Genomic DNA, 19,942 nt, shown 5'->3' on the forward strand with positions numbered 1-19,942 from the left:
TCAAAGACCTTTTTGTGCGTCCAGCACCACGTTATACAGCGCTTCGTCGCTTGCCGCGTTGCGCAGGCTCTTGCGCACGTCGGCCTTGTCGAGCATGCCGGCAATCTGGCTAAGCAGCTCCAGGTGATCGTCGGTCGCCTTCTGCGGGACCAGCAAGACAAACAGCAAGTCCACGGGCGCACCGTCGATGGCGTCGAAATCTACCGGAGCATCAAGGTGAATCACTGCACTGACGGGCTCGCCACAGGAGGCCAGGCGGCAGTGAGGAATGGCGATGCCGTTGCCGAAACCGGTCGATCCCAGTTTTTCACGGGCAACCAGGCTTTCGAACACAGTGCCCGAATCCATTCCCGGCACTTCGCGGCCGATCAGGTTGGCAATCTGTTCAAGTACACGTTTCTTGCTGCCGCCCGGCATGTTCACGAGTGAACGGCCGGGGGTCAGGATATTTTCAAATCGGATCATTTAAATGGGCGTTAGCGAGCGGCCGCACCTTTGAGGATGCTTTGCTGCTTTTCCTTATGCTTGAGCAATTGTCTGTCGAGCTTGTCAGTGAGCAGGTCGATTGCAGCGTACATGTCGTCATGTTCAGCATTGGCAACCACCTCCCCTCCGTGGATGTGCAGCGTGGCTTCGATCTTCTGCTTGAGCTTCTCGACCGCCATCGTGACCTGCACGTTTGTAATCTTGTCAAAGTGCCCCTCCAGCTTCTTGAGCTTGAGCTCAACATATTCACGAAGGGGCTTGGTCACTTCCAGTTGGTGTCCACTGATGTTGACTTGCATACAGCTTTCTCCTTTGCCAATGCATAAAGAGACAGGCGTGACGCCTGCCACTGGAACGCTGTGGCTCGGCCTGCATCACATCAATCGCTTGCGCTCACTGGAAGGCGCTATCCCGAGTGATTCGCGGTACTTGGCGACTGTGCGACGGGCTACTTGAATGCCTTGTGCCTCCAGTAAACCAGCGATCTTGCTATCACTCAACGGCTTTTTCTGATTTTCCGCCGCAACCAGTTTTTTGATGATTGCGCGAATTGCCGTGGACGAGCATTCGCCGCCCTCGGAGGTGCTTACGTGGCTTGAAAAGAAGTATTTCAGCTCGTAAATACCCCGTGGGGTGTGCATGAATTTCTGGGTCGTGACGCGGGAAATGGTCGACTCGTGCATGCCTACCGCCTCGGCGATATCGTGCAGCACCAGCGGTTTCATGGCCTCGTCGCCGTATTCGAGAAAACCGCGTTGGTGTTCGACGATCTGGGTGGCGACCTTCATCAGGGTTTCGTTGCGGCTTTGCAGGCTCTTGATGAACCAGCGAGCCTCCTGCAACTGGTTGCGCATGAAGGTGTTGTCTGCGCTGGTGTCGGCGCGACGGACAAACCCGGCATATTGGGGGTTTACGCGCAGGCGGGGCACCGATTCCTGATTCAGCTCGACCAGCCAGCGTTCGTTGTCCTTGCGCACGATCACGTCAGGAATAACGTATTCGGCTTCTGTGGATTCGATTTGCGAGCCGGGACGCGGGTTGAGGCTCTGAACCAGTTCTATGACCTGGCGCAGTTCGTCTTCCTTGATTTTCATGCGCCGCATCAACTGGCCGTAATCGCGGCTGCCCAGCAGATCGATGTAATCGGTGACCAGCCGTTGTGCTTCCGCCAGCCAGGGCGTTTTCGCGGGCAGCTGGCGTAATTGCAGAAGCAGGCACTCGCTCAGCGTGCGCGCACCGATGCCGGCAGGTTCGAACTGCTGGATGCGGTGCAGTACGGCTTCGATTTCGTCGAGTTCGATGTCCAGCTCAGGGTCGAAGGATTCAAGAATCTCTTCGAGTGTTTCGTCCAGATAGCCCTGGTTGTTGATGCAGTCGATCAGCGTCACTGCAACCAGGCGATCCTTGTCGGACATCGGCGCTACGTTCAGTTGCCACAGCAGATGGCTCTGCAGGCTTTCGCCCACCGAGGTACGGGTAGTGAAATCCCACTCATCGTCATCGCTGCTCGGCAGGCTGCTGGCGCTGGTCTGGTAAACGTCTTCCCAGGCCGTGTCGACGGGCAGCTCGTTTGGAATGCGCTCGCCCCATTCGCCGTCTTCCAGGTTGTCCACCGTGGGTGCGGCTTCCTGATAGGTTGGTTCCTGAACGTCGGGGTTGGGCTTTTGTTCGATGTTGTCGGCAAGCGGGTCGGAGTTATCGAAATCGTCGCCTTCTTCCTGCCGTTCAAGCATAGGGTTGGACTCCAGCGCCTCCTGAATCTCCTGCTGGAGATCCAGAGTGGACAACTGAAGTAAGCGGATTGCCTGTTGCAGCTGCGGTGTCATCGTCAGCTGCTGGCCCATTCTCAAGACTAGCGATGGTTTCATGGCAGGGGCTAAACACCTTATTCGCTGACGCACGTGCGCCATCTACTACAGGCGCCGGGGCGCCATCATTAAGCAAATTATATGCCTGAAACCTGTGGCTTTGCCTAGAGCGTTATGACAAATAAAATCCTGTCAATACGCTGCACGGGCATCAATCAGCCGGGGACGTGCCAAAGGCGGTCGATCAGAGACGGAACTCGTGGCCGAGGTACACTTCTTTCACCAGCTGATTTGCCAGAATGGTTTCAGAGTCGCCTTCTGCGATCAGCTGTCCATCGTTGACGATGTAAGCGGTTTCACAGATGTCCAGGGTTTCACGGACGTTGTGATCGGTGATCAGCACGCCGATGCCCTTGGCTTTCAGGTGGTGGATAATCTGTTTGATGTCGCCCACCGAGATCGGGTCGACGCCTGCGAACGGTTCATCCAGCAGGATGAATTTCGGCGAAGTGGCCAGGGCACGGGCAATTTCCACGCGGCGACGTTCGCCACCTGACAGGCTCATGCCCAGGTTGTCGCGAATGTGCGTGATGTGGAACTCCTGCAAGAGGCTTTCAAGCTCCTTGCGGCGTGCTCCAGCATCGAGTTCCTTGCGGGTCTCGAGAATCGCCATGATGTTGTCGGACACCGACAGCTTGCGGAAGATGGAGGCTTCCTGCGGCAGGTAACCGATACCGGCACGTGCACGGCCGTGCATGGGCTGGTGGCTGACATCCAGGTCGTCAATCAGCACGCGGCCCTGATCCGCCTGGACCAGGCCCACGATCATGTAGAAGCAGGTGGTCTTGCCGGCGCCGTTGGGGCCCAGCAAGCCGACGATCTGCCCGCTTTCGATGGAGATGCTCACATCGCGCACGACCTGTCGGCTCTTGTAGCTTTTAGCCAGATGCTGGGCTCTGAGCGTTGCCATTTACGGGGCCTTCTGCGGTTGATCGGTTTTCTTCTTCGGCTGGATGACCATGTCGATACGCGGACGTGGCGTAGTCAACTTGGTACCACCATTGGCCCGGCCGGCGCTGACGACCTGTCTGACCGTGTCGTAGACGATTTTCTCGCCTTCCGACGTGTTGCCGTCGTTGATGACCTTGGCTTTGTCGATCAGGACAATGCGGTCCTGGCCGGCGTAGTACTGGATCGTGACGGCATAGGCCTGCACGATCGGCTTGTCCGGGGCAGGTTTTTGCTCGTAGTAAGCCAGATTGCCGACAGACGTGAAGACATCGACTTCACCCTGGGCGTTACGGGTAATCGTCACGGTGTTGCCGGTGACCTTCATTGAGCCTTGCGTGATAACCACGTTGCCCCTGTAGGTTGCAACGCCTTTCTTGTCATCGAGCTGAGCATCGTCAGACTGGATGTGGATAGGCTGATCACGGTCGGTTGGCAGGGACCAGGCGCTCGCGCTTCCCAGTGCTGCGCCCAGGCCGAGCAATAAAGGAAGAGTTTTAACGAGCCTCATACTGTCCTCTTACGTTGGATAGCAGGTCCATCCTGCTGTCTTTCAAATACGCTTTCATTCCCTTGGCCGTAGTGACACCGCCCGCGCCGTCGATTCTAACGTCTTGGTCGGTCTCCGCATATTGCTTCTGCGGGAATACGGTCATGCGACTGCTGGTGATAATCGTCGTGCGTTGCTTTTCATCGGTGCGTTCAACGCGAACGGAGTCCATCAACTCGACCTGGTCGCCTGCGGAGGACACTTCGCCTCGTTTACTCTGAACATGCCAGGGAAACTCGCCGCCGCGATACATGTTCAGATCGGGCGTGGTCAGCAGGCTTACATCAGAGGTCTTCACGTGTTCCACCTTGTCGGCGGTCATGTCGTATTGAAGTGTGCCGTCTGGCAGGTACTGAACACTGCGCGTATTGATCGCATAGTAGTCGATGGCGGTGTCGTTAACCGCCCCGTCAGGCCTGTCCATGAAACTTTCCGGGCTGACATTCCAGTAGCCGACGGCCGCCAGCAGCACCGCCAGTACCCCGAGAAGCAGAAACTTCCGAATTTTTTTAGTGAACATAATGGCTTCTATAAATAAGCGGAGTGGGCCGCTTCAAGGTTGCCTTGCGCACTCAGAATCAGTTCGCAGAATTCGCGTGCCGCACCTTCGCCGCCTCGCGCCGTTGTTATTCCGTGTGCATGCTCGCGTACAAAACTTGCCGCATTGGCAACGGCCATGCCCAGGCCGACACGCCGAATGACCGGCAAGTCTGGCAGATCGTCACCCAGATAGGCGACGTGTTCGTAATCAAGTTTCAACTCTGCCAGTAATTGGTCCAGTACGACCAGTTTATCTTCGCGGCCTTGAAAAAGATGTGCGATGCCCAGGCTCTTCGCCCGGCGCTCGACGATCGCGGTCTTGCGACCACTGATGATGGCGGTGGTCACACCCGAGGCTATCAGCATCTTTATGCCTTGCCCGTCGAGGGTGTTGAACGTCTTGATCTCGCTGCCGTCTTCCATGAAATACAGACGGCCGTCAGTCAGTACGCCGTCGACATCGAAGACTGCCAGTTTGATGGCCTTGCCGCGCTGCATGAGTTCCGGGTTCATCGCTTTGGTTTCCATTACATGACGCCTGCACGCAGGAGATCCTGCAGATTGAACGCACCCACCGGCCGATCATCCTGATCCACGACAACCAGCGCACCGATTTTGTTGTCTTCCATGATTTTCAGCGCTTCGGCCGCCAGCATCTCTGCATGAGCGGTCTTGCCATGATGGGTCATGACCTCATCAATGGTGGTCTGGCGGATGTCGAAAGGGCGGTCCAGGGTTCGACGCAGGTCGCCGTCTGTGAATATGCCTGCGAGTCTGCCGTCGGTTTCGAGGATGGCGGTCATGCCCAGGCCCTTGCGGGTCATCTCCAGCAGCGCATCGCGCAGCAGGGTGCCACGCTGGACACTGGGCAGGGCGTCGCCGGAGTGCATGACATTCTCGACTTTCAGCAGCAGGCGTCGGCCGAGTGCTCCGCCCGGGTGCGAAAACGCGAAGTCTTCGGCAGTGAAGCCACGTGCTTCTAGCAGCGCCACGGCCAGTGCATCGCCCATGACCAGCGCGGCAGTAGTCGAAGAGGTCGGTGCCAGATTGAGCGGGCAGGCTTCGTGTACGACATGGACATTGAGGTTGATGTCCGCAGCCTTGGCCAGAACTGACTCGGGATTGCCGGTCAGGCTGATCATCCGGATACCCAGGCGTTTGATCAGCGGTAACAGCGTGACGATTTCGTTGGTGGTGCCGGAGTTGGACAGCGCGAGGATGATGTCATCGCGAGTGATCATGCCCATGTCGCCATGGCTGGCCTCGGCCGGGTGCACGAAAAACGAGGTCGTCCCGGTGCTTGCCAGGGTCGCGGCAATCTTGTTGCCAACGTGCCCGGACTTGCCCATGCCGACCACGACAACACGTCCCTTGCTGGCCAGAATCATCTCGCAGGCGCGCACAAAATCCCCGTCGAGGCGTTCAAGCAAGCCTTGTATGGCTTCTATCTCGAGACGAATGGTGCGTTGCGCCGCTTGGATCAGGTCACTGGATTGAGTCATGTCTGGGAAGGGTCAGCCGGTTGAAAGGCGGCGATTATAGCGGTAATGAACGATTCCCTCACGTCTGATCGTCGTTGTGTTGTTTTTAAACGAATTTCCTACGCGCTTGCGGGTCTGTATCCAAGCCTGTAGTCACAACATTGTGGTACAGAATAATTCGGCGGATACCTGAACCGGTTGGTTCTCTTCTTGGGGGCGGGTGCCTGCGGTGATATAGTTCGCGGCTTGTTCGGCCCGCCTGCACAGCTTATCTGCCTCCAAGAACGGGCGGCTGAGGGCGGAGGCTGTATCGCAAGGAGTTTAGATGAGTCCTGATGACGCCTATGCGGTCGAGTTGAAAGGTGTGTCTTTCAAACGCGGTGCGCGCAGTATTTTCAATAATGTCGATATTCGTATTCCGCGGGGCAAGGTCACCGGGATCATGGGTCCCTCGGGCTGTGGCAAGACTACGTTGCTGCGTTTGATGGGGGCTCAGTTGCGCCCGAGCGAAGGTCAGGTGTGGGTCAATGGCCAGAACCTTCCGGAACTGTCGCGCAGCGATCTGTTCGACGCACGCAAGCAGATGGGCGTTCTGTTTCAGAGCGGTGCGCTGTTCACCGATCTGGACGTTTTCGAAAACGTCGCCTTTCCGCTGCGGGTGCATACAGAGCTACCGGAAGAGATGATTCGCGACATCGTTCTGCTCAAGCTCCAGGCTGTTGGCCTGCGCGGTGCGGTCGAACTGATGCCGGATGAACTGTCCGGTGGCATGAAGCGCCGTGTTGCGCTGGCGCGTGCGATCGCGCTCGACCCGCAGATTCTCATGTATGACGAGCCCTTCGTCGGGCAGGACCCGATTGCAATGGGGGTGCTGGTGCGCCTGATCCGGTTGCTCAATGATGCACTGGGCATCACCAGTATTGTGGTGTCTCACGATCTCAGCGAGACCGCGAGCATTGCCGACTATTTATACGTAGTGGGCGACGGGCAGGTGCTGGGGCAGGGTACGCCTCAGGAACTGATGTCTTCGGACAATCCACGCATTCGTCAATTCATGACCGGCGAGCCCGATGGCCCTGTGCCGTTTCACTATCCGGCGCCGGATTTCCGCGAAGATCTATTGGGGAAGCGCTGATGCGCAAGAAGTCACTGATGGACCGCGTCGCCCTGATGGGTCGCTCGGCCATTGATATCGTTGCTGTTCTGGGTCGCTCCGGCCTGTTCCTGGTGCACGCCCTGCTTGGGCGCGGCGGCGCCGGCAGCAGTTTTCAGTTACTGGTCAGGCAACTGTATTCCGTTGGCGTCATGTCGCTGGTCATTATTGTGGTGTCCGGCATCTTCATCGGGATGGTGCTGGCCCTGCAGGGTTTCAGCATTCTGGCCAAATACGGCTCGGAACAGGCCGTCGGTCAGATGGTTGCGCTGACCTTGCTGCGTGAGCTTGGCCCTGTTGTCACAGCCTTGCTGTTCGCCGGTCGTGCCGGTTCTGCATTGACCGCCGAAATCGGCAACATGAAGTCCACCGAGCAGTTGTCGAGCCTTGAGATGATCGGTGTCGATCCGCTCAAGTACATTGTCGCGCCGCGCCTGTGGGCAGGTTTTATCTCGCTGCCGATTCTGGCGATGATTTTCAGCGTGGTCGGTATCTGGGGGGCGTCATGGGTAGCAATCGATTGGCTGGGCGTCTATGACGGCTCTTTCTGGTCGAACATGCAGAACAGCGTTTCTTTCACGAACGATGTGCTCAATGGGGTGATCAAAAGCGTCGTATTTGCCTTCGTGGTGACGTGGATTGCCGTTTTCCAGGGGTATGACTGCGATCCTACTTCCGAGGGGATCAGCCGTGCGACGACCAAGACGGTCGTATACGCCTCACTGGCCGTGTTGGGACTGGACTTTATTTTGACCGCCTTGATGTTTGGAGATTTCTGATGCAAAACCGTGCCATCGAAACCGGAGTCGGCTTGTTTCTGCTTGCCGGGATACTGGCTCTGCTCCTGCTGGCCCTGCGAGTCAGTGGTCTGAGCACAAGCGCGAGCACCGATACCTATAAACTTTATGCCTACTTCGACAATCTTGCCGGTTTGACTGTCAGAGCCAAGGTCAGCATGGCCGGCGTGACGATTGGCAAGGTGACCGCGATTGATCTGGATCGCGACACCTTCACCGGTCGTGTCACGCTGGAGATTCAGAAAAAGGTCGATAATCTGCCTTCCGACTCGACAGCGTCGATCCTGACCGCTGGCTTGCTGGGTGAAAAATACATCGGTCTCAGCGTCGGTGGCGATGACAAACTGCTCAAGGATGGCGGAACCATTCATGACACGCAGTCGTCGCTCGTACTTGAAGACCTGATCGGAAAATTCCTGCTCAATACTGTAAGTAAAGACGCCAAGTGAGGAGCTTCAAATGATCTCTATTCTGCGCCGTGGCCTGCTGGTATTGCTGGCCACCCTGCCAATGCTGGCGAATGCCGCGGCGACCCCCTCGGCTCATGATCTGGTGGAACGTACCACCAAGGAATTGCTGAGTGATCTGGCAACCAATCGTGAGCAATACAAAGCTAATCCGAGCGCGTTCTACGATGCGCTGAACCGCATTGTCGGCCCTGTCGTTGATGCGGATGGCATTTCCAAAAGCATCATGACTGTGAAGTATTCCCGCAAGGCAACGCCTGAACAGGTGAAGCGTTTCGAGGAAAACTTCAAGCGCAGCCTCATGCAGTTCTATGGCAATGCCTTGCTTGAATTCAACAACCAGGGCATTACCGTTGCACCTGCCAAGGACGAAGGCGATGACCGCACCAGCGTGGACATGCAGGTCAAGGGCAGCAATGGCGCGGTATATCCAGTCTCCTACACGCTGGTCAAACTGAACGGCGAGTGGAAGGTACGGAACGTTGTCATCAACGGTATCAATATCGGCAAGCTGTTCCGTGATCAGTTCGCCGACGCCATGCAGCGTAACGGCAACAACCTGGACACCACGATCAACAACTGGGCTGGCGAGGTCGCCAAGACCAAGTCCACCGTAGACGCTGCGCAGAAGCCTGCACAATGACCGAGTCCGCCGTCCGTCTCGTCGGGCCAGGCGAGCTGAAAATGATCGGAGTGCTGGACTTCCGCACCGGGCCGCAACTGCGCAAGCAGGGTGCGGCACTGATCAAGTCCGGGGATCTGACCGAGTTGACGCTGGACTGTTCGGATGTCGAGAAGTCCAGCAGTGTAGGTCTGGCGCTCGTGCTGGCGTTCATGCGTGACGCCAGGGATGCCGGCAAGTCGCTTACCGTGCGTTCGCTACCCCGGGACATGCGTGAAATAGCCCGTGTCTCTGGTCTGACCGAGCTATTGAACATTCACTGACAGGCGTTATCCTGAAAGCCCTTTTGTACGGACCCGCTCGTTGGGCTTCGCATAACATGGGCTTTTTTGTATGATGGCCGACCCGCGCGCGTACAGCGCCGATCGAGGTTGAGCATGCAGGCTGTAGAAGTGAAGAGCTTCCTTGAAGGAAAGCTGCCGGAAATCAAAGTGGAAGTTGAGGGCGAAGGCTGCAACTTCCAGCTGAACATTATCAGTGACGAGTTGGCCAGCCTGAGCCCCGTCAAGCGTCAGCAACAGATTTACACCCATCTGAACCCCTGGATTGCCGATGGCAGCATCCACGCGGTGACCATGAAATTTTTCAGCCGCGCTGCGTGGACCGAGCGTACCTGAGCCAATAGGTGTCGAGACTCTAATGGATAAACTGATTATTACCGGCGGCGTTCGTCTTGATGGCGAAATTCGTATTTCCGGGGCAAAGAACTCTGCCTTGCCGATCCTTGCCGCGACCTTGCTGGCTGACGGTCCGGTGACTGTTCAGAACCTGCCGCACCTGCACGACATCACCACCATGATCGAGCTGTTCGGTCGCATGGGCATCGAGCCGGTGATCGACGAGAAGCTCAGCGTCGAGATCGACGCGCGCACCATCAAGACACTGGTTGCGCCGTACGAACTGGTGAAAACCATGCGTGCGTCGATTCTGGTTCTGGGCCCCATGGTCGCTCGCTTCGGTGAGGCCGAGGTGGCTCTGCCGGGCGGTTGCGCCATTGGTTCGCGTCCGGTTGACCTGCACATCCGTGGCCTCGAAGCCATGGGCGCGATCATCGACGTCGAAGGCGGTTACATTAAAGCCAAGGCGCCTGAGGGCGGTTTGCGCGGTGCGCACTTCTTCTTCGATACCGTCAGCGTGACCGGTACTGAAAACATCATGATGGCGGCCAGTCTGGCCAACGGGCGCAGTGTGCTGCAAAACGCTGCGCGCGAGCCTGAGGTTGTCGATCTGGCCAACTTCCTGATCGCCATGGGTGCGAAAATCCACGGTGCAGGCACCGACACCATCACCATCGATGGCGTCAAGCGTCTCGGCCCGGCAACCTACAAGGTCATGCCTGACCGCATCGAGACCGGTACCTACCTGGTGGCTGCTGCCGTTACCGGCGGCCGCGTCAAGGTCAAGGACACTGATCCGACCATTCTGGAAGCAGTGTTGCTCAAGCTTCAGGAAGCCGGTGCGGAAATCACCACCGGTGAAGACTGGATCGAGCTGAACATGCACGGCAAGCGTCCCAAGGCGGTCAACGTCCGGACAGCGCCATACCCGGCGTTCCCGACCGACATGCAGGCGCAGTTCATCTCGCTCAACGCCATTGCCGAAGGCACCGGTGCAGTGATCGAAACCATCTTCGAAAACCGCTTCATGCACGTGTATGAAATGCACCGCATGGGCGCGCAGATTCAGGTCGAAGGCAACACGGCCATCGTGACCGGCACTGAAGTGCTCAAGGGCGCGCCTGTAATGGCGACCGACCTGCGCGCATCTGCCAGTCTGGTGATCTCGGCGCTGGTCGCCCAGGGCGACACACTGATCGACCGCATCTACCACATAGACCGTGGTTACGAGTGCATCGAAGAGAAGCTGCAGATGCTGGGCGCCAAGATCCGCCGCGTTCCGGGCTAGTAGCGCGCGGCCCTGATCCTACGGGTATCAGGGTCGCCTGTTCTGGCGCGGGTGTGATTTCTGATTCGTTTTACCTCGGGCCTGCCAGGCCGGAGGATTGTCAGGCGCCGTTTGCGTCGCGACAAAAGTTTCCTGATAAGGACTGACGTTTCCCATGTTGACCATCGCACTGTCCAAGGGCCGTATTCTGGATGACACTCTGCCGCTGCTTGCTGAAGCAGGCATCGTGCCGACCGAGAATCCGGACAAGAGCCGCAAGCTCATCATCCCCACGACCCAGGCTGACGTACGTCTGCTGATCGTGCGCGCGACCGACGTGCCGACTTACGTCGAGCATGGCGCAGCCGACCTGGGTGTCGCGGGCAAGGATGTGTTGATGGAATACACCGGCCAGGGTCTGTACGAGCCCCTCGACTTGCAGATAGCCAGGTGCAGGCTCATGACTGCCGGTGCCATCGGCGCCGTCGAGCCCAAGGGCCGTTTGCGCGTTGCCACCAAGTTCGTCAATGTCGCCAAGCGTTACTACGCCGAGCAGGGCCGTCAGGTCGACATCATCAAGCTCTACGGCTCCATGGAGCTGGCGCCGCTGATTGGTCTGGCGGACAAGATCATTGACGTGGTCGACACCGGCAACACCCTGCGTGCCAACGGTCTGGAGCCTCAGGAGCTGATTGCCCACATCAGTTCGCGCCTGGTGGTGAACAAGGCTTCCATGAAAATGCAACATGCGCGCATTCAGGCACTTATCGACACCCTGCGCAAAGCAGTGGAGTCGCGACACCGCGGTTGACCCCTTCACGCAACGTTGAGTTGCGTCCAGCTATCCGTGTCATAGCCAAATTTCTCAGGTGCCTGCGCGGATAGCTTGGTAGCTTTAGGCTCCTGAGCATCCGCCAATTATTGAGGCCCCGCTATGACCACGCCCACTGCAATTCGCCGACTCGACGCTGCTGACCCGGATTTCGCACGACATCTGGATCATCTGCTGAGCTGGGAAAGTGTGTCTGACGATTCGGTCAACCTGCGTGTGCTCGACATCATCAAGGCTGTGCGTGAGCGTGGCGATGCGGCACTCGTCGAGTTCACCCAGAAGTTCGATGGCCTGCAAGTCGCCTCGATGGCCGATCTGATTCTGCCTCGCGAACGTCTGGAGCTGGCGCTGACCCGCATTACGCCGGTTCAGCGCGAAGCACTGGAAAAGGCCGCCGAGCGGGTGCGCAGCTACCACGAGAAGCAGAAACAGGATTCCTGGAGCTACACCGAGGCTGATGGCACGGTGCTGGGCCAGAAAGTCACGCCACTGGACCGCGCCGGCCTGTATGTGCCCGGCGGCAAGGCTTCCTATCCTTCGTCAGTGTTGATGAATGCGATCCCGGCGAAAGTTGCCGGTGTGACCGAAGTGGTCATGGTCGTGCCGACACCGCGTGGCGAAATCAACGAGCTGGTGTTGGCTGCTGCGTGCATCGCCGGCGTTGACCGTGTGTTTACCATTGGTGGCGCGCAGGCGGTTGCGGCGCTGGCTTACGGCACGGAAAGCGTACCGAAGGTCGACAAGGTCGTCGGCCCCGGCAACATCTATGTCGCCACTGCCAAGCGCCACGTGTTCGGTCAGGTGGGCATCGACATGATCGCCGGTCCGTCCGAGATTCTGGTGGTGTGCGACGGCCAGACCGATCCTGACTGGATCGCCATGGACCTGTTTTCCCAGGCTGAGCACGACGAAGATGCCCAGGCTATTCTGGTCAGCCCGGACGCCGAATTTCTCGACAAGGTCGCGGCCAGTATCACTCGCTTGCTGCCGACCATGGAGCGGGCGGCGATTGTCGAAACCTCCATCAACGGCCGCGGTGCGCTGATCAAAGTGGCGGACATGGCTCAGGCGATCGAAGTAGCCAACCGCATTGCACCTGAACACCTTGAGTTGTCGGTGGCCGATCCTGAAGCCTGGCTGCCGCATATTCGCCACGCCGGCGCCATTTTCATGGGACGTCATACCTCGGAAGCGCTTGGCGACTACTGCGCCGGTCCCAACCATGTCTTGCCGACTTCCGGTACGGCGCGTTTTTCCTCGCCGCTGGGCGTGTACGATTTTCAAAAGCGTTCGTCGATCATCTATTGCTCACCGCAGGGTGCGTCCGAACTGGGTAAAACCGCTTCCGTACTGGCTCGCGGTGAATCGCTTAGTGGTCACGCGCGCAGCGCGGAATACCGGATTACAGATCCCGACTGGAAAGCTGGCAACACAGAGGACGGCAAATAATGAGCAAATTCTGGAGCCCTTTCGTCAGCGGGCTGGTGCCTTACGTGCCGGGCGAGCAGCCGAAACTGACCAGGCTGGTCAAACTCAATACCAACGAGAACCCGTATGGTCCGTCGCCCAAGGCGCTTGAGGCCATGCGTGCTGCGCTGACCGACGATCTGCGTCTGTATCCCGACCCCAACAGCGACTTGCTCAAGCATGCGGTCGCCAGCTATTACAGCGTGCAGCCCAATCAAGTGTTTCTCGGCAACGGTTCCGACGAAGTACTGGCACACATCTTCCACGCATTGTTTCAGCACGATGCGCCGCTGCTGTTCCCGGACATCAGCTACAGCTTTTACCCGGTGTACTGCGGCCTGTATGGCATCGATTACGAAGTGATCCCACTGGACGAGCAGTTCCAGATTCGCGCCGAAGACTACGCCAGGCCGAATGCCGGAATCATCTTCCCCAACCCGAACGCACCGACCGGCTGTTTGCTGGGCCTGGACGCGGTCGAGCAGATCATCAAGGCCAGCCCGGATTCGGTGGTGGTGGTCGACGAGGCGTACATAGACTTTGGTGGCGAAACCGCGATCACACTGGTGGATCGTTATCCGAACCTGCTGGTCACCCAGACCCTGTCCAAGTCACGCTCGCTGGCGGGTCTGCGCGTCGGCCTGGCAGTGGGGCATCCGGACCTGATCGAAGCGCTGGAAAGGGTCAAGAACAGCTTCAACTCCTACCCGCTGGACCGCATGGCCAACGTCGGTGGGGCGGCGGCTTTCGAGGATCGCGAACACTTCGAGTCGACGCGCAACAAAGTCATTGAAAGTCGTGAAGCGCTGGTCGAGCAGTTGCAGGCCAAGGGGTTTGACGTGCTGCCCTCGGCCGCCAACTTCATCTTCGCTCGCCACCCGCAACACGATGCAGCAGCACTGGCCGCCAAGCTGCGCGAGCAGGGCGTCATCGTGCGCCACTTCAAACAGCAGCGAATTGCCCAGTTCCTGCGCATCAGCATCGGCACGCCAGAGCAGCACGAAGCGTTACTTGAAGGCTTGAGCGGGATTTAAGAGGCAGCACCGCTGAAACTGGACGCAGAGCGTCCAGAGCGTCGGCACGATAGTTACAAAACTATCGTTCCGCACGCTCCAGCGTGGGAACGCCTTGCGTGACGCTCTGCGTCACAGATATGCGCCACACAGCAACCTCAAGGTCACTCCGGCGCCGCAACAGGTGTCGGGGCAGGCGGTGGGCGCAGGCCGACTTCGGCGCTCAAGCGCATTTCCTTGCCGTTGCGCATCACATCGATGGCGATCTTGTCCTTGGGTTTGGTGCGTGCTACCTGGTTCATCGAGCGGCGGCCGTCACCGGCCGGTTCGCCGTTGATGCTCAGGATCACATCACCCAATTGCAGCCCGGCTTTCTGCGCCGGTCCGTCGCGGAAAATGCCTGCCACCACGATGCCTGGACGATCCTTCAAGCCGAAAGACTGAGCCAGTTCCGGAGTCAGCGGTTGCACTTCGATGCCCAGCCAGCCACGAATCACCTGACCGTGCTCGATGATCGACTTCATGACGTCCATTGCCAGCTTGGTCGGAATGGCAAAGCCAATCCCCTGAGAGCCGCCTGACTTGGAGAAGATCGCGGTATTGATGCCGATCAGATTGCCGCTGGCATCCACCAGTGCGCCACCGGAGTTGCCGGGGTTGATGGCGGCGTCAGTCTGGATGAAGTCTTCATAAGTGTTGAGACCCAGTTGATTACGCCCGGTAGCACTGATGATGCCCATCGTCACGGTCTGTCCGACGCCGAACGGGTTGCCGATGGCCAGTGCGACGTCACCGATACGAATGCTGTCCGAGCGCGCAATGGTGATGGCTGGCACGTTTTTCAGATCGATCTTCAAAACCGCCAGGTCGGTTTCCGGGTCGTTGCCGATGACCCTCGCGATGGTTTCACGGCCGTCCTTGAGTGCCACCACGATCTGGTCAGCACCCGTGGTCACATGGTTGTTGGTCAGGATGTAGCCTTCAGGGCTCATCATCACGCCGGAGCCCAGGCTGGATTCCATGCGTTTCTGCTTGGGCGTGTTGTCGCCAAAGAAGCGTCGAAACTGTGGGTCTTCGAAGAGCGGGTTGTTGCCCTTGTTGACCATCTTGGTGGTATAGAGGTTGACCACCGCAGGCGCAGCCGCGATCACTGCGTCGGCATAGGACGTCGGGCCCTGGATGACTGTGGTGGTTTGCGGTGCCTGCTGCAGATTGACATCCAGGCTCGGCAGACCGACCCACTGCGGGTAGCGCTGAATGATCAGCATGGCGATAAGCACACCAGCCAGCAGTGGCCAGCCGAAAAAGCGCAGTGCCTTGAACATTGAACAAGTCCTGATGGTTGCGGGCGCAGAAAATTTTGCCACGGGTGCGCCATAATGGCGGGCATTATACGAGTACAACGCAGCTCTGAACTGCATATTTAGGAGTCTTTTATGGCTGTTGCCCTGAGCACCCTGGTTGAAGAAGCCGACCGCTACCTGAACAGTGCGCGAATTCAGGATTACTGCCCCAACGGTTTGCAGGTCGAGGGGCGTCCGCAGGTCATGCGCATCGTCAGCGGCGTCACGGCCAGTCAGGCGTTGCTGGAGGCTGCGGTCGACGCCCAGGCTGATTTGATCCTGGTCCACCACGGTTACTTCTGGAAGGGCGAAAACCCTTGCGTGGTCGGCATGAAGCAGCGCCGCCTGAAAACCTTGCTCAAACATGACATCAGCTTGCTGGCCTATCATCTGCCGCTGGATGTGCATCCGGAGGTCGGCAATAACGTGCAGTTGGCCCGTCAACTGGACATCACCGTCGAAGGGCCGCTGGACCCTGAAAATTCGCGAGTCGTCGGGTTGATCGGTTCGTTGCCTGAAGCCATGACCCCGCGCGACTTCGCCCGTCGTGTGCAGGACGCACTGGGGCGCGAGCCGCTGCTGATAGAAGGCAGTCAGATGATTCGCCGTGTCGGCTGGTGTACCGGAGGCGGGCAGGGTTATATCGATCAGGCGGTGCTGGAAGGCGTCGACCTGTTCCTGAGTGGCGAAGCGTCAGAGCAGACCTTTCACAGCGCACGGGAAAACGACATCAGCTTTATCGCGGCCGGTCATCACGCCACCGAGCGCTACGGTGTTCAGGCGCTGGGTGATTACCTGGCAAGGCGTTTTGCGCTGGAGCATATCTTTATCGACTGCCCTAACCCGATCTGACGGATCAAACAGGGTGGCATATGCATAGATCGTTTCGATCTAGATGCATCGCTGATTAGCGATATCACGCATGTTAAAGTCACCGGCTCGAAAACGGCCCGCAGGCCGCCCCGGGTTTCGCCCGGTCCATAACGAAACGTGAGTAGCCATGGTTGACAAACTGACGCATCTGAAACAGCTGGAGGCGGAGAGCATCCACATCATCCGTGAGGTCGCCGCCGAGTTCGATAACCCGGTGATGCTGTACTCGATCGGCAAGGATTCGGCCGTGATGCTGCATTTGGCGCGCAAGGCATTCTTTCCCGGAAAGCTGCCGTTCCCGGTCATGCACGTCGATACTCGCTGGAAATTCCAGGAGATGTATCGCTTTCGCGACCAGATGGTCAAGGACCTGGGCCTGGACCTGATTACCCACATCAACCCTGATGGCGTGGCGCAGAATATCAATCCGTTCACCCACGGCAGCGCCAAACACACCGACATCATGAAGACCGAAGGCCTGAAGCAGGCGTTGGACAAGCATGGTTTCGATGCCGCTTTCGGCGGCGCCCGACGCGATGAGGAGAAGTCCCGGGCCAAGGAGCGCGTGTACTCGTTCCGCGACAGCAAACACCGCTGGGACCCGAAAAACCAGCGTCCCGAGCTGTGGAATGTCTATAACGGCAACGTCAACAAAGGCGAGTCGATCCGTGTTTTCCCGCTGTCCAACTGGACCGAGCTGGACATCTGGCAGTACATCTACCTCGAAGGCATCCCGATCGTACCGCTGTATTTCGCCGCCGAGCGCGACGTGATCGAGAAGAACGGTACGCTGATCATGATCGACGACGATCGCATCCTCGAACACCTGACCGATGAAGAGAAGTCGCGCATCGTCAAGAAGAAGGTCCGCTTCCGCACCCTTGGCTGCTACCCGCTGACCGGCGCGGTGGAGTCCGAAGCGACCAGCCTGACCGACATCATTCAGGAAATGCTGCTGACGCGAACTTCCGAACGCCAAGGCCGGGTCATCGACCACGACGGCGCTGGTTCGATGGAAGAAAAGAAACGTCAGGGTTATTTCTAAGGAGCAGCTTTTAGCTTCAAGCGGCAAGCTGCAAGAAAATTAAAAGCAGGGATCGAAATGGACTTCGAGAAACTCTTGGTATGGCAGAGAGCAAAGGCGCTGGCGGTCATTCTCTACAGGCAGACGGCCTCTTGCCCTGATCTGGCTTTCAGAAGCCAGATCACACGCTCTGGTTTGTCGGTACCAAGCAATATTGCTGAGGGCATGGAGCGATTCACTGCCAAGGACAAATGTCGCTTTTTGTATATTGCGAAAGCGTCGTGCGGCGAGCTGAGAACTCAGCTGATGATCGGCAGTGAAATCGGTTATATCCCTGAGGCAGTTGCAGCAGCATTGATTACTGAAACCCGCGAGCTCTCGAAAATGCTGTGCGGGCTGATCAACAAAATTTCTGAATAGCTGTACGCCGACAAGCTTGCCGCTTGAAGCTTACAGCTTGGAGCTCAACCGCTATGAGTCACCAATCCGATTTGATCAGCGAGGACATCCTCGCCTATCTGGGCCAGCACGAACGCAAGGAAATGTTGCGCTTTCTCACCTGTGGCAACGTCGATGACGGCAAGAGCACGCTGATCGGGCGTTTGCTGCACGACTCCAAGATGATCTACGAAGATCATCTGGAAGCCATTACCCGCGATTCGAAGAAGTCCGGCACCACCGGCGATGACGTTGACCTCGCCTTGCTGGTAGACGGTCTGCAGGCCGAGCGCGAGCAGGGCATCACCATCGATGTCGCTTATCGTTATTTCTCGACCGCCAAGCGCAAATTCATCATTGCCGATACCCCGGGCCACGAGCAGTACACCCGCAACATGGCCACCGGTGCGTCAACCTGTGATCTGGCGATCATTCTGGTGGACGCGCGCTACGGCGTGCAGACCCAGACTCGTCGTCACAGCTACATCGCTTCGCTGCTGGGCATCAAGCACATCGTCGTCGCCATCAACAAGATGGACCTCAACGGTTTTGATGAAAACGTGTTCGAGTCGATCAAGGCGGACTACCTCAAGTTTGCCGACGGTATTGCCTTCAAGCCGACCACCATGGCGTTCGTGCCGATGTCGGCGCTCAAGGGCGACAACGTGGTGAACAAGAGCGAGCGTTCGCCCTGGTACACCGGTCAGTCCTTGATGGAGATTCTTGAAACCGTCGAAATCGCCAACGACCGCAACTACACCGACCTGCGATTCCCGGTGCAGTACGTCAATCGTCCGAACCTCAACTTCCGTGGTTTTGCCGGCACGCTGGCCAGCGGCATCGTGCATAAGGGTGATGAAATTGTCGTGCTGCCTTCGGGCAAGAGCAGCCGCGTGAAGTCCATCGTCACGTTCGAGGGCGAATTGGAGCAGGCCGGACCGGGTCAGGCGGTGACGCTGACCATGGAAGACGAGATCGACATCTCCCGTGGTGATCTGCTGGTGCATGCCGACAACGTCCCGCTGGTCAGTGATGCGTTCGACGCCATGCTGGTGTGGATGGCTGAAGAGCCGATGCTGCCCGGCAAAAAGTACGACATCAAACGCGCGACCAGCTACGTGCCGGGCTCGATCGCCAGCATCACTCATCGGGTCGACGTGAACACGCTCGAAGAAGGGCCTGCGAGCTCTTTGCAACTGAACGAGATCGGTCGCGTCAAAGTCAGCCTCGATGCACCCATCGCGCTGGATGGCTACAGCAGCAACCGCACCACCGGCGCCTTCATCGTTATCGATCGGTTGACCAACGGCACTGTGGCAGCGGGCATGATAATCGCCAAGCCGGTGTCGGGCGGTGGTTCGCAGCATCATGGTGAGCTGGCTCACGTTTCCACCGACGAGCGTGCTCAGCGCTTCGGTCAGCAGCCAGCCACGGTGCTGTTCAGCGGCCTGTCCGGTGCGGGCAAGAGCACACTGGCGTATGCGGTCGAGCGCAGGTTGTTCGACATGGGCCGTGCGGTGTATGTACTGGACGGCCAGATCCTGCGTCATGACCTGAACAAGGGCTTGCCGCAGGATCGTGCCGGTCGTACTGAAAACTGGAGCCGCGCCGCGCATGTCGCGCGTCAGTTCAATGAGGCGGGCCTGCTGACCCTGGCGGCCTTTGTTGCACCGGATGCCGAGGGGCGTGAGCGCGCCAAGGTGTTGATCGGCAAGGAGCGTCTGATCACTGTCTACGTCCAGGCTTCGCCAGCCGTCTGCCGCGAACGCGATCCGCAAGGCCTGTATGCCGCCGATGGCGACAACATTCCGGGCGAGTCCTTCCCGTATGACGTGCCATTGAATGCCGATCTGGTGATCGATACGCAGACACTCAGCGTGGAAGAAAGCGTCAAACAGGTGCTGGACCTGCTGCGCAGTCGCGGCGCGATCTGATTACAAGTACTGACACCTTGTCAGTTCTCTGAGCGGACGCGGAGCGTCCAGAGCTGCATGCCCACGCGGAGCATGGGCACGAGAGGGGTTCTAAGGCACCTCTCGTTCCTCACGCTCCAGCGTGCGAATGCCTTTCATGACGCTCCGCGTCACCGTTTTGCG

The 19,942-nt window shown here is 58.3% G+C and carries 23 protein-coding genes; 14 read left to right on the plus strand and 9 right to left on the minus strand.

All coding sequences use genetic code 11. From position 1 onward, the window contains the following. From ptsN to I9H07_RS04075, 8 genes are all read right to left on the minus strand, one after another. On the minus strand, nucleotides 1-465 hold the full coding sequence (gene ptsN / locus I9H07_RS04040) for a PTS IIA-like nitrogen regulatory protein PtsN (RefSeq protein ID WP_058824259.1): 465 nt from the start codon (nucleotides 463-465) through the stop codon (nucleotides 1-3). A gap of 11 nt (nucleotides 466-476) precedes the next feature. Further along, nucleotides 477-785 (minus strand): ribosome hibernation-promoting factor, HPF/YfiA family, encoded by a 309-nt coding sequence (gene hpf, locus I9H07_RS04045; protein WP_003377554.1) that lies wholly within the window; start codon nucleotides 783-785, stop codon nucleotides 477-479. A 75-nt stretch (nucleotides 786-860) separates the two neighbouring features. After that, nucleotides 861-2,354 (minus strand): RNA polymerase factor sigma-54, encoded by a 1,494-nt coding sequence (locus I9H07_RS04050; RefSeq protein ID WP_024674738.1) that lies wholly within the window; start codon nucleotides 2,352-2,354, stop codon nucleotides 861-863. Nucleotides 2,355-2,538: 184 nt separating this feature from the next. Then, nucleotides 2,539-3,264, minus strand: coding sequence for an LPS export ABC transporter ATP-binding protein (lptB, locus tag I9H07_RS04055; RefSeq protein ID WP_024674739.1), 726 nt, complete (start codon nucleotides 3,262-3,264; stop codon nucleotides 2,539-2,541). Next, nucleotides 3,265-3,813 carry a lipopolysaccharide transport periplasmic protein LptA gene (gene lptA / locus I9H07_RS04060; RefSeq protein WP_024644298.1) on the minus strand — a complete coding sequence of 183 codons (549 nt, stop codon included), beginning with the start codon at nucleotides 3,811-3,813 and terminating at the stop codon, nucleotides 3,265-3,267. Beyond that, nucleotides 3,800-4,372 carry an LPS export ABC transporter periplasmic protein LptC gene (lptC, locus tag I9H07_RS04065; RefSeq protein ID WP_236423588.1) on the minus strand — a complete coding sequence of 191 codons (573 nt, stop codon included), beginning with the start codon at nucleotides 4,370-4,372 and terminating at the stop codon, nucleotides 3,800-3,802. Before lptC ends, lptA begins: the two co-directional genes overlap by 14 nt. An 8-nt stretch (nucleotides 4,373-4,380) precedes the next feature. After that, nucleotides 4,381-4,905, minus strand: coding sequence for a KdsC family phosphatase (locus I9H07_RS04070; protein WP_058824273.1), 525 nt, complete (start codon nucleotides 4,903-4,905; stop codon nucleotides 4,381-4,383). Between the two features lie 14 nt (nucleotides 4,906-4,919). Continuing rightward, complete coding sequence (locus I9H07_RS04075) at nucleotides 4,920-5,894, minus strand: KpsF/GutQ family sugar-phosphate isomerase (RefSeq protein WP_058824258.1); 975 nt, start codon at nucleotides 5,892-5,894, stop codon at nucleotides 4,920-4,922. Nucleotides 5,895-6,198: 304 nt separating this feature from the next. On the opposite strand from I9H07_RS04075, the gene I9H07_RS04080 reads away from it, so the two are divergent. The 10 genes from I9H07_RS04080 (at nucleotide 6,199) to hisC (ending at nucleotide 14,189) form a co-directional block, all read left to right on the plus strand. After that, nucleotides 6,199-7,008: an ATP-binding cassette domain-containing protein gene (locus I9H07_RS04080; RefSeq protein ID WP_003313589.1), complete on the plus strand. Its 810-nt coding sequence runs from the start codon at nucleotides 6,199-6,201 to the stop codon at nucleotides 7,006-7,008. Next, nucleotides 7,008-7,805 carry a lipid asymmetry maintenance ABC transporter permease subunit MlaE gene (mlaE, locus tag I9H07_RS04085; RefSeq protein ID WP_024674743.1) on the plus strand — a complete coding sequence of 266 codons (798 nt, stop codon included), beginning with the start codon at nucleotides 7,008-7,010 and terminating at the stop codon, nucleotides 7,803-7,805. Before I9H07_RS04080 ends, mlaE begins: the two co-directional genes overlap by 1 nt. Further along, nucleotides 7,805-8,272, plus strand: coding sequence for an outer membrane lipid asymmetry maintenance protein MlaD (mlaD, locus tag I9H07_RS04090; protein ID WP_024644304.1), 468 nt, complete (start codon nucleotides 7,805-7,807; stop codon nucleotides 8,270-8,272). The genes mlaE and mlaD overlap by 1 nt, the downstream gene beginning before the upstream one ends. 10 nt (nucleotides 8,273-8,282) lie before the next feature. Then, nucleotides 8,283-8,933, plus strand: coding sequence for an MlaC/ttg2D family ABC transporter substrate-binding protein (locus I9H07_RS04095; protein WP_024674744.1), 651 nt, complete (start codon nucleotides 8,283-8,285; stop codon nucleotides 8,931-8,933). Next, nucleotides 8,930-9,235, plus strand: a complete 306-nt coding sequence (locus I9H07_RS04100) for an STAS domain-containing protein (RefSeq protein WP_024674745.1) — start codon at nucleotides 8,930-8,932, stop codon at nucleotides 9,233-9,235. Before I9H07_RS04095 ends, I9H07_RS04100 begins: the two co-directional genes overlap by 4 nt. A 114-nt stretch (nucleotides 9,236-9,349) precedes the next feature. Further along, a complete protein-coding gene (locus I9H07_RS04105) occupies nucleotides 9,350-9,589 on the plus strand; it encodes a BolA family protein (protein WP_024644307.1) in 240 nt (79 codons plus the stop codon). 22 nt (nucleotides 9,590-9,611) lie between these two features. Beyond that, nucleotides 9,612-10,877, plus strand: a complete 1,266-nt coding sequence (gene murA / locus I9H07_RS04110) for a UDP-N-acetylglucosamine 1-carboxyvinyltransferase (protein WP_024644308.1) — start codon at nucleotides 9,612-9,614, stop codon at nucleotides 10,875-10,877. Between the two features lie 154 nt (nucleotides 10,878-11,031). After that, nucleotides 11,032-11,667 carry an ATP phosphoribosyltransferase gene (hisG, locus tag I9H07_RS04115; protein ID WP_024644309.1) on the plus strand — a complete coding sequence of 212 codons (636 nt, stop codon included), beginning with the start codon at nucleotides 11,032-11,034 and terminating at the stop codon, nucleotides 11,665-11,667. Between the two features lie 123 nt (nucleotides 11,668-11,790). Further along, on the plus strand, nucleotides 11,791-13,137 hold the full coding sequence (gene hisD, locus I9H07_RS04120; protein WP_025388926.1) for a histidinol dehydrogenase: 1,347 nt from the start codon (nucleotides 11,791-11,793) through the stop codon (nucleotides 13,135-13,137). Continuing rightward, on the plus strand, nucleotides 13,137-14,189 hold the full coding sequence (gene hisC / locus I9H07_RS04125) for a histidinol-phosphate transaminase (RefSeq protein WP_024674747.1): 1,053 nt from the start codon (nucleotides 13,137-13,139) through the stop codon (nucleotides 14,187-14,189). Before hisD ends, hisC begins: the two co-directional genes overlap by 1 nt. 143 nt (nucleotides 14,190-14,332) lie before the next feature. Here hisC and algW read toward each other — a convergent pair whose 3' ends face one another. Then, nucleotides 14,333-15,493 (minus strand): Do family serine endopeptidase AlgW, encoded by a 1,161-nt coding sequence (gene algW / locus I9H07_RS04130; protein ID WP_024671947.1) that lies wholly within the window; start codon nucleotides 15,491-15,493, stop codon nucleotides 14,333-14,335. Nucleotides 15,494-15,604: 111 nt separating this feature from the next. On the opposite strand from algW, the gene I9H07_RS04135 reads away from it, so the two are divergent. The 4 genes from I9H07_RS04135 to cysN all read left to right on the plus strand — a co-directional run bounded on the left by I9H07_RS04135 (nucleotide 15,605) and on the right by cysN (nucleotide 19,780). After that, the gene (locus I9H07_RS04135; protein ID WP_236423586.1) at nucleotides 15,605-16,363 is read left to right on the plus strand and encodes a Nif3-like dinuclear metal center hexameric protein; all 759 of its coding nucleotides are present in this window, start codon (nucleotides 15,605-15,607) and stop codon (nucleotides 16,361-16,363) included. A gap of 148 nt (nucleotides 16,364-16,511) precedes the next feature. Then, nucleotides 16,512-17,429: a sulfate adenylyltransferase subunit CysD gene (gene cysD / locus I9H07_RS04140; protein ID WP_024671949.1), complete on the plus strand. Its 918-nt coding sequence runs from the start codon at nucleotides 16,512-16,514 to the stop codon at nucleotides 17,427-17,429. A 57-nt stretch (nucleotides 17,430-17,486) separates the two neighbouring features. Continuing rightward, entirely contained in the window at nucleotides 17,487-17,828 is a 342-nt protein-coding gene (locus I9H07_RS04145) for a four helix bundle protein (RefSeq protein WP_024671950.1), read from the plus strand. Nucleotides 17,829-17,881: 53 nt separating this feature from the next. Beyond that, nucleotides 17,882-19,780 (plus strand): sulfate adenylyltransferase subunit CysN, encoded by a 1,899-nt coding sequence (cysN, locus tag I9H07_RS04150; protein ID WP_236423584.1) that lies wholly within the window; start codon nucleotides 17,882-17,884, stop codon nucleotides 19,778-19,780. Nucleotides 19,781-19,942 lie beyond the last annotated feature (162 nt).

The organism is Pseudomonas syringae, from assembly GCF_023278085.1.
GTDB lineage: Bacteria > Pseudomonadota > Gammaproteobacteria > Pseudomonadales > Pseudomonadaceae > Aquipseudomonas > Aquipseudomonas syringae_Q.

Excerpts from the sequence above, each read along its gene's own strand:
- hisD (WP_025388926.1), top strand. The coding sequence starts at position 11,791 with ATGACCACGCCCACTGCAATTCGCCGACTCGACGCTGCTGACCCGGAT.
- cysD (WP_024671949.1), top strand. The coding sequence starts at position 16,512 with ATGGTTGACAAACTGACGCATCTGAAACAGCTGGAGGCGGAGAGCATC.
- I9H07_RS04095 (WP_024674744.1), top strand. The coding sequence starts at position 8,283 with ATGATCTCTATTCTGCGCCGTGGCCTGCTGGTATTGCTGGCCACCCTG.
- I9H07_RS04080 (WP_003313589.1), top strand. The coding sequence starts at position 6,199 with ATGAGTCCTGATGACGCCTATGCGGTCGAGTTGAAAGGTGTGTCTTTC.
- I9H07_RS04145 (WP_024671950.1), top strand. The coding sequence starts at position 17,487 with ATGGACTTCGAGAAACTCTTGGTATGGCAGAGAGCAAAGGCGCTGGCG.
- hisG (WP_024644309.1), top strand. The coding sequence starts at position 11,032 with ATGTTGACCATCGCACTGTCCAAGGGCCGTATTCTGGATGACACTCTG.
- I9H07_RS04050 (WP_024674738.1), bottom strand. The coding sequence starts at position 2,354 with ATGAAACCATCGCTAGTCTTGAGAATGGGCCAGCAGCTGACGATGACA.
- ptsN (WP_058824259.1), bottom strand. The coding sequence starts at position 465 with ATGATCCGATTTGAAAATATCCTGACCCCCGGCCGTTCACTCGTGAAC.
- I9H07_RS04105 (WP_024644307.1), top strand. The coding sequence starts at position 9,350 with ATGCAGGCTGTAGAAGTGAAGAGCTTCCTTGAAGGAAAGCTGCCGGAA.
- hpf (WP_003377554.1), bottom strand. The coding sequence starts at position 785 with ATGCAAGTCAACATCAGTGGACACCAACTGGAAGTGACCAAGCCCCTT.
- murA (WP_024644308.1), top strand. The coding sequence starts at position 9,612 with ATGGATAAACTGATTATTACCGGCGGCGTTCGTCTTGATGGCGAAATT.
- I9H07_RS04100 (WP_024674745.1), top strand. The coding sequence starts at position 8,930 with ATGACCGAGTCCGCCGTCCGTCTCGTCGGGCCAGGCGAGCTGAAAATG.
- mlaE (WP_024674743.1), top strand. The coding sequence starts at position 7,008 with ATGCGCAAGAAGTCACTGATGGACCGCGTCGCCCTGATGGGTCGCTCG.
- hisC (WP_024674747.1), top strand. The coding sequence starts at position 13,137 with ATGAGCAAATTCTGGAGCCCTTTCGTCAGCGGGCTGGTGCCTTACGTG.
- lptA (WP_024644298.1), bottom strand. The coding sequence starts at position 3,813 with ATGAGGCTCGTTAAAACTCTTCCTTTATTGCTCGGCCTGGGCGCAGCA.
- I9H07_RS04075 (WP_058824258.1), bottom strand. The coding sequence starts at position 5,894 with ATGACTCAATCCAGTGACCTGATCCAAGCGGCGCAACGCACCATTCGT.
- I9H07_RS04070 (WP_058824273.1), bottom strand. The coding sequence starts at position 4,905 with ATGAACCCGGAACTCATGCAGCGCGGCAAGGCCATCAAACTGGCAGTC.
- lptB (WP_024674739.1), bottom strand. The coding sequence starts at position 3,264 with ATGGCAACGCTCAGAGCCCAGCATCTGGCTAAAAGCTACAAGAGCCGA.
- I9H07_RS04135 (WP_236423586.1), top strand. The coding sequence starts at position 15,605 with ATGGCTGTTGCCCTGAGCACCCTGGTTGAAGAAGCCGACCGCTACCTG.
- algW (WP_024671947.1), bottom strand. The coding sequence starts at position 15,493 with ATGTTCAAGGCACTGCGCTTTTTCGGCTGGCCACTGCTGGCTGGTGTG.
- lptC (WP_236423588.1), bottom strand. The coding sequence starts at position 4,372 with ATGTTCACTAAAAAAATTCGGAAGTTTCTGCTTCTCGGGGTACTGGCG.
- cysN (WP_236423584.1), top strand. The coding sequence starts at position 17,882 with ATGAGTCACCAATCCGATTTGATCAGCGAGGACATCCTCGCCTATCTG.
- mlaD (WP_024644304.1), top strand. The coding sequence starts at position 7,805 with ATGCAAAACCGTGCCATCGAAACCGGAGTCGGCTTGTTTCTGCTTGCC.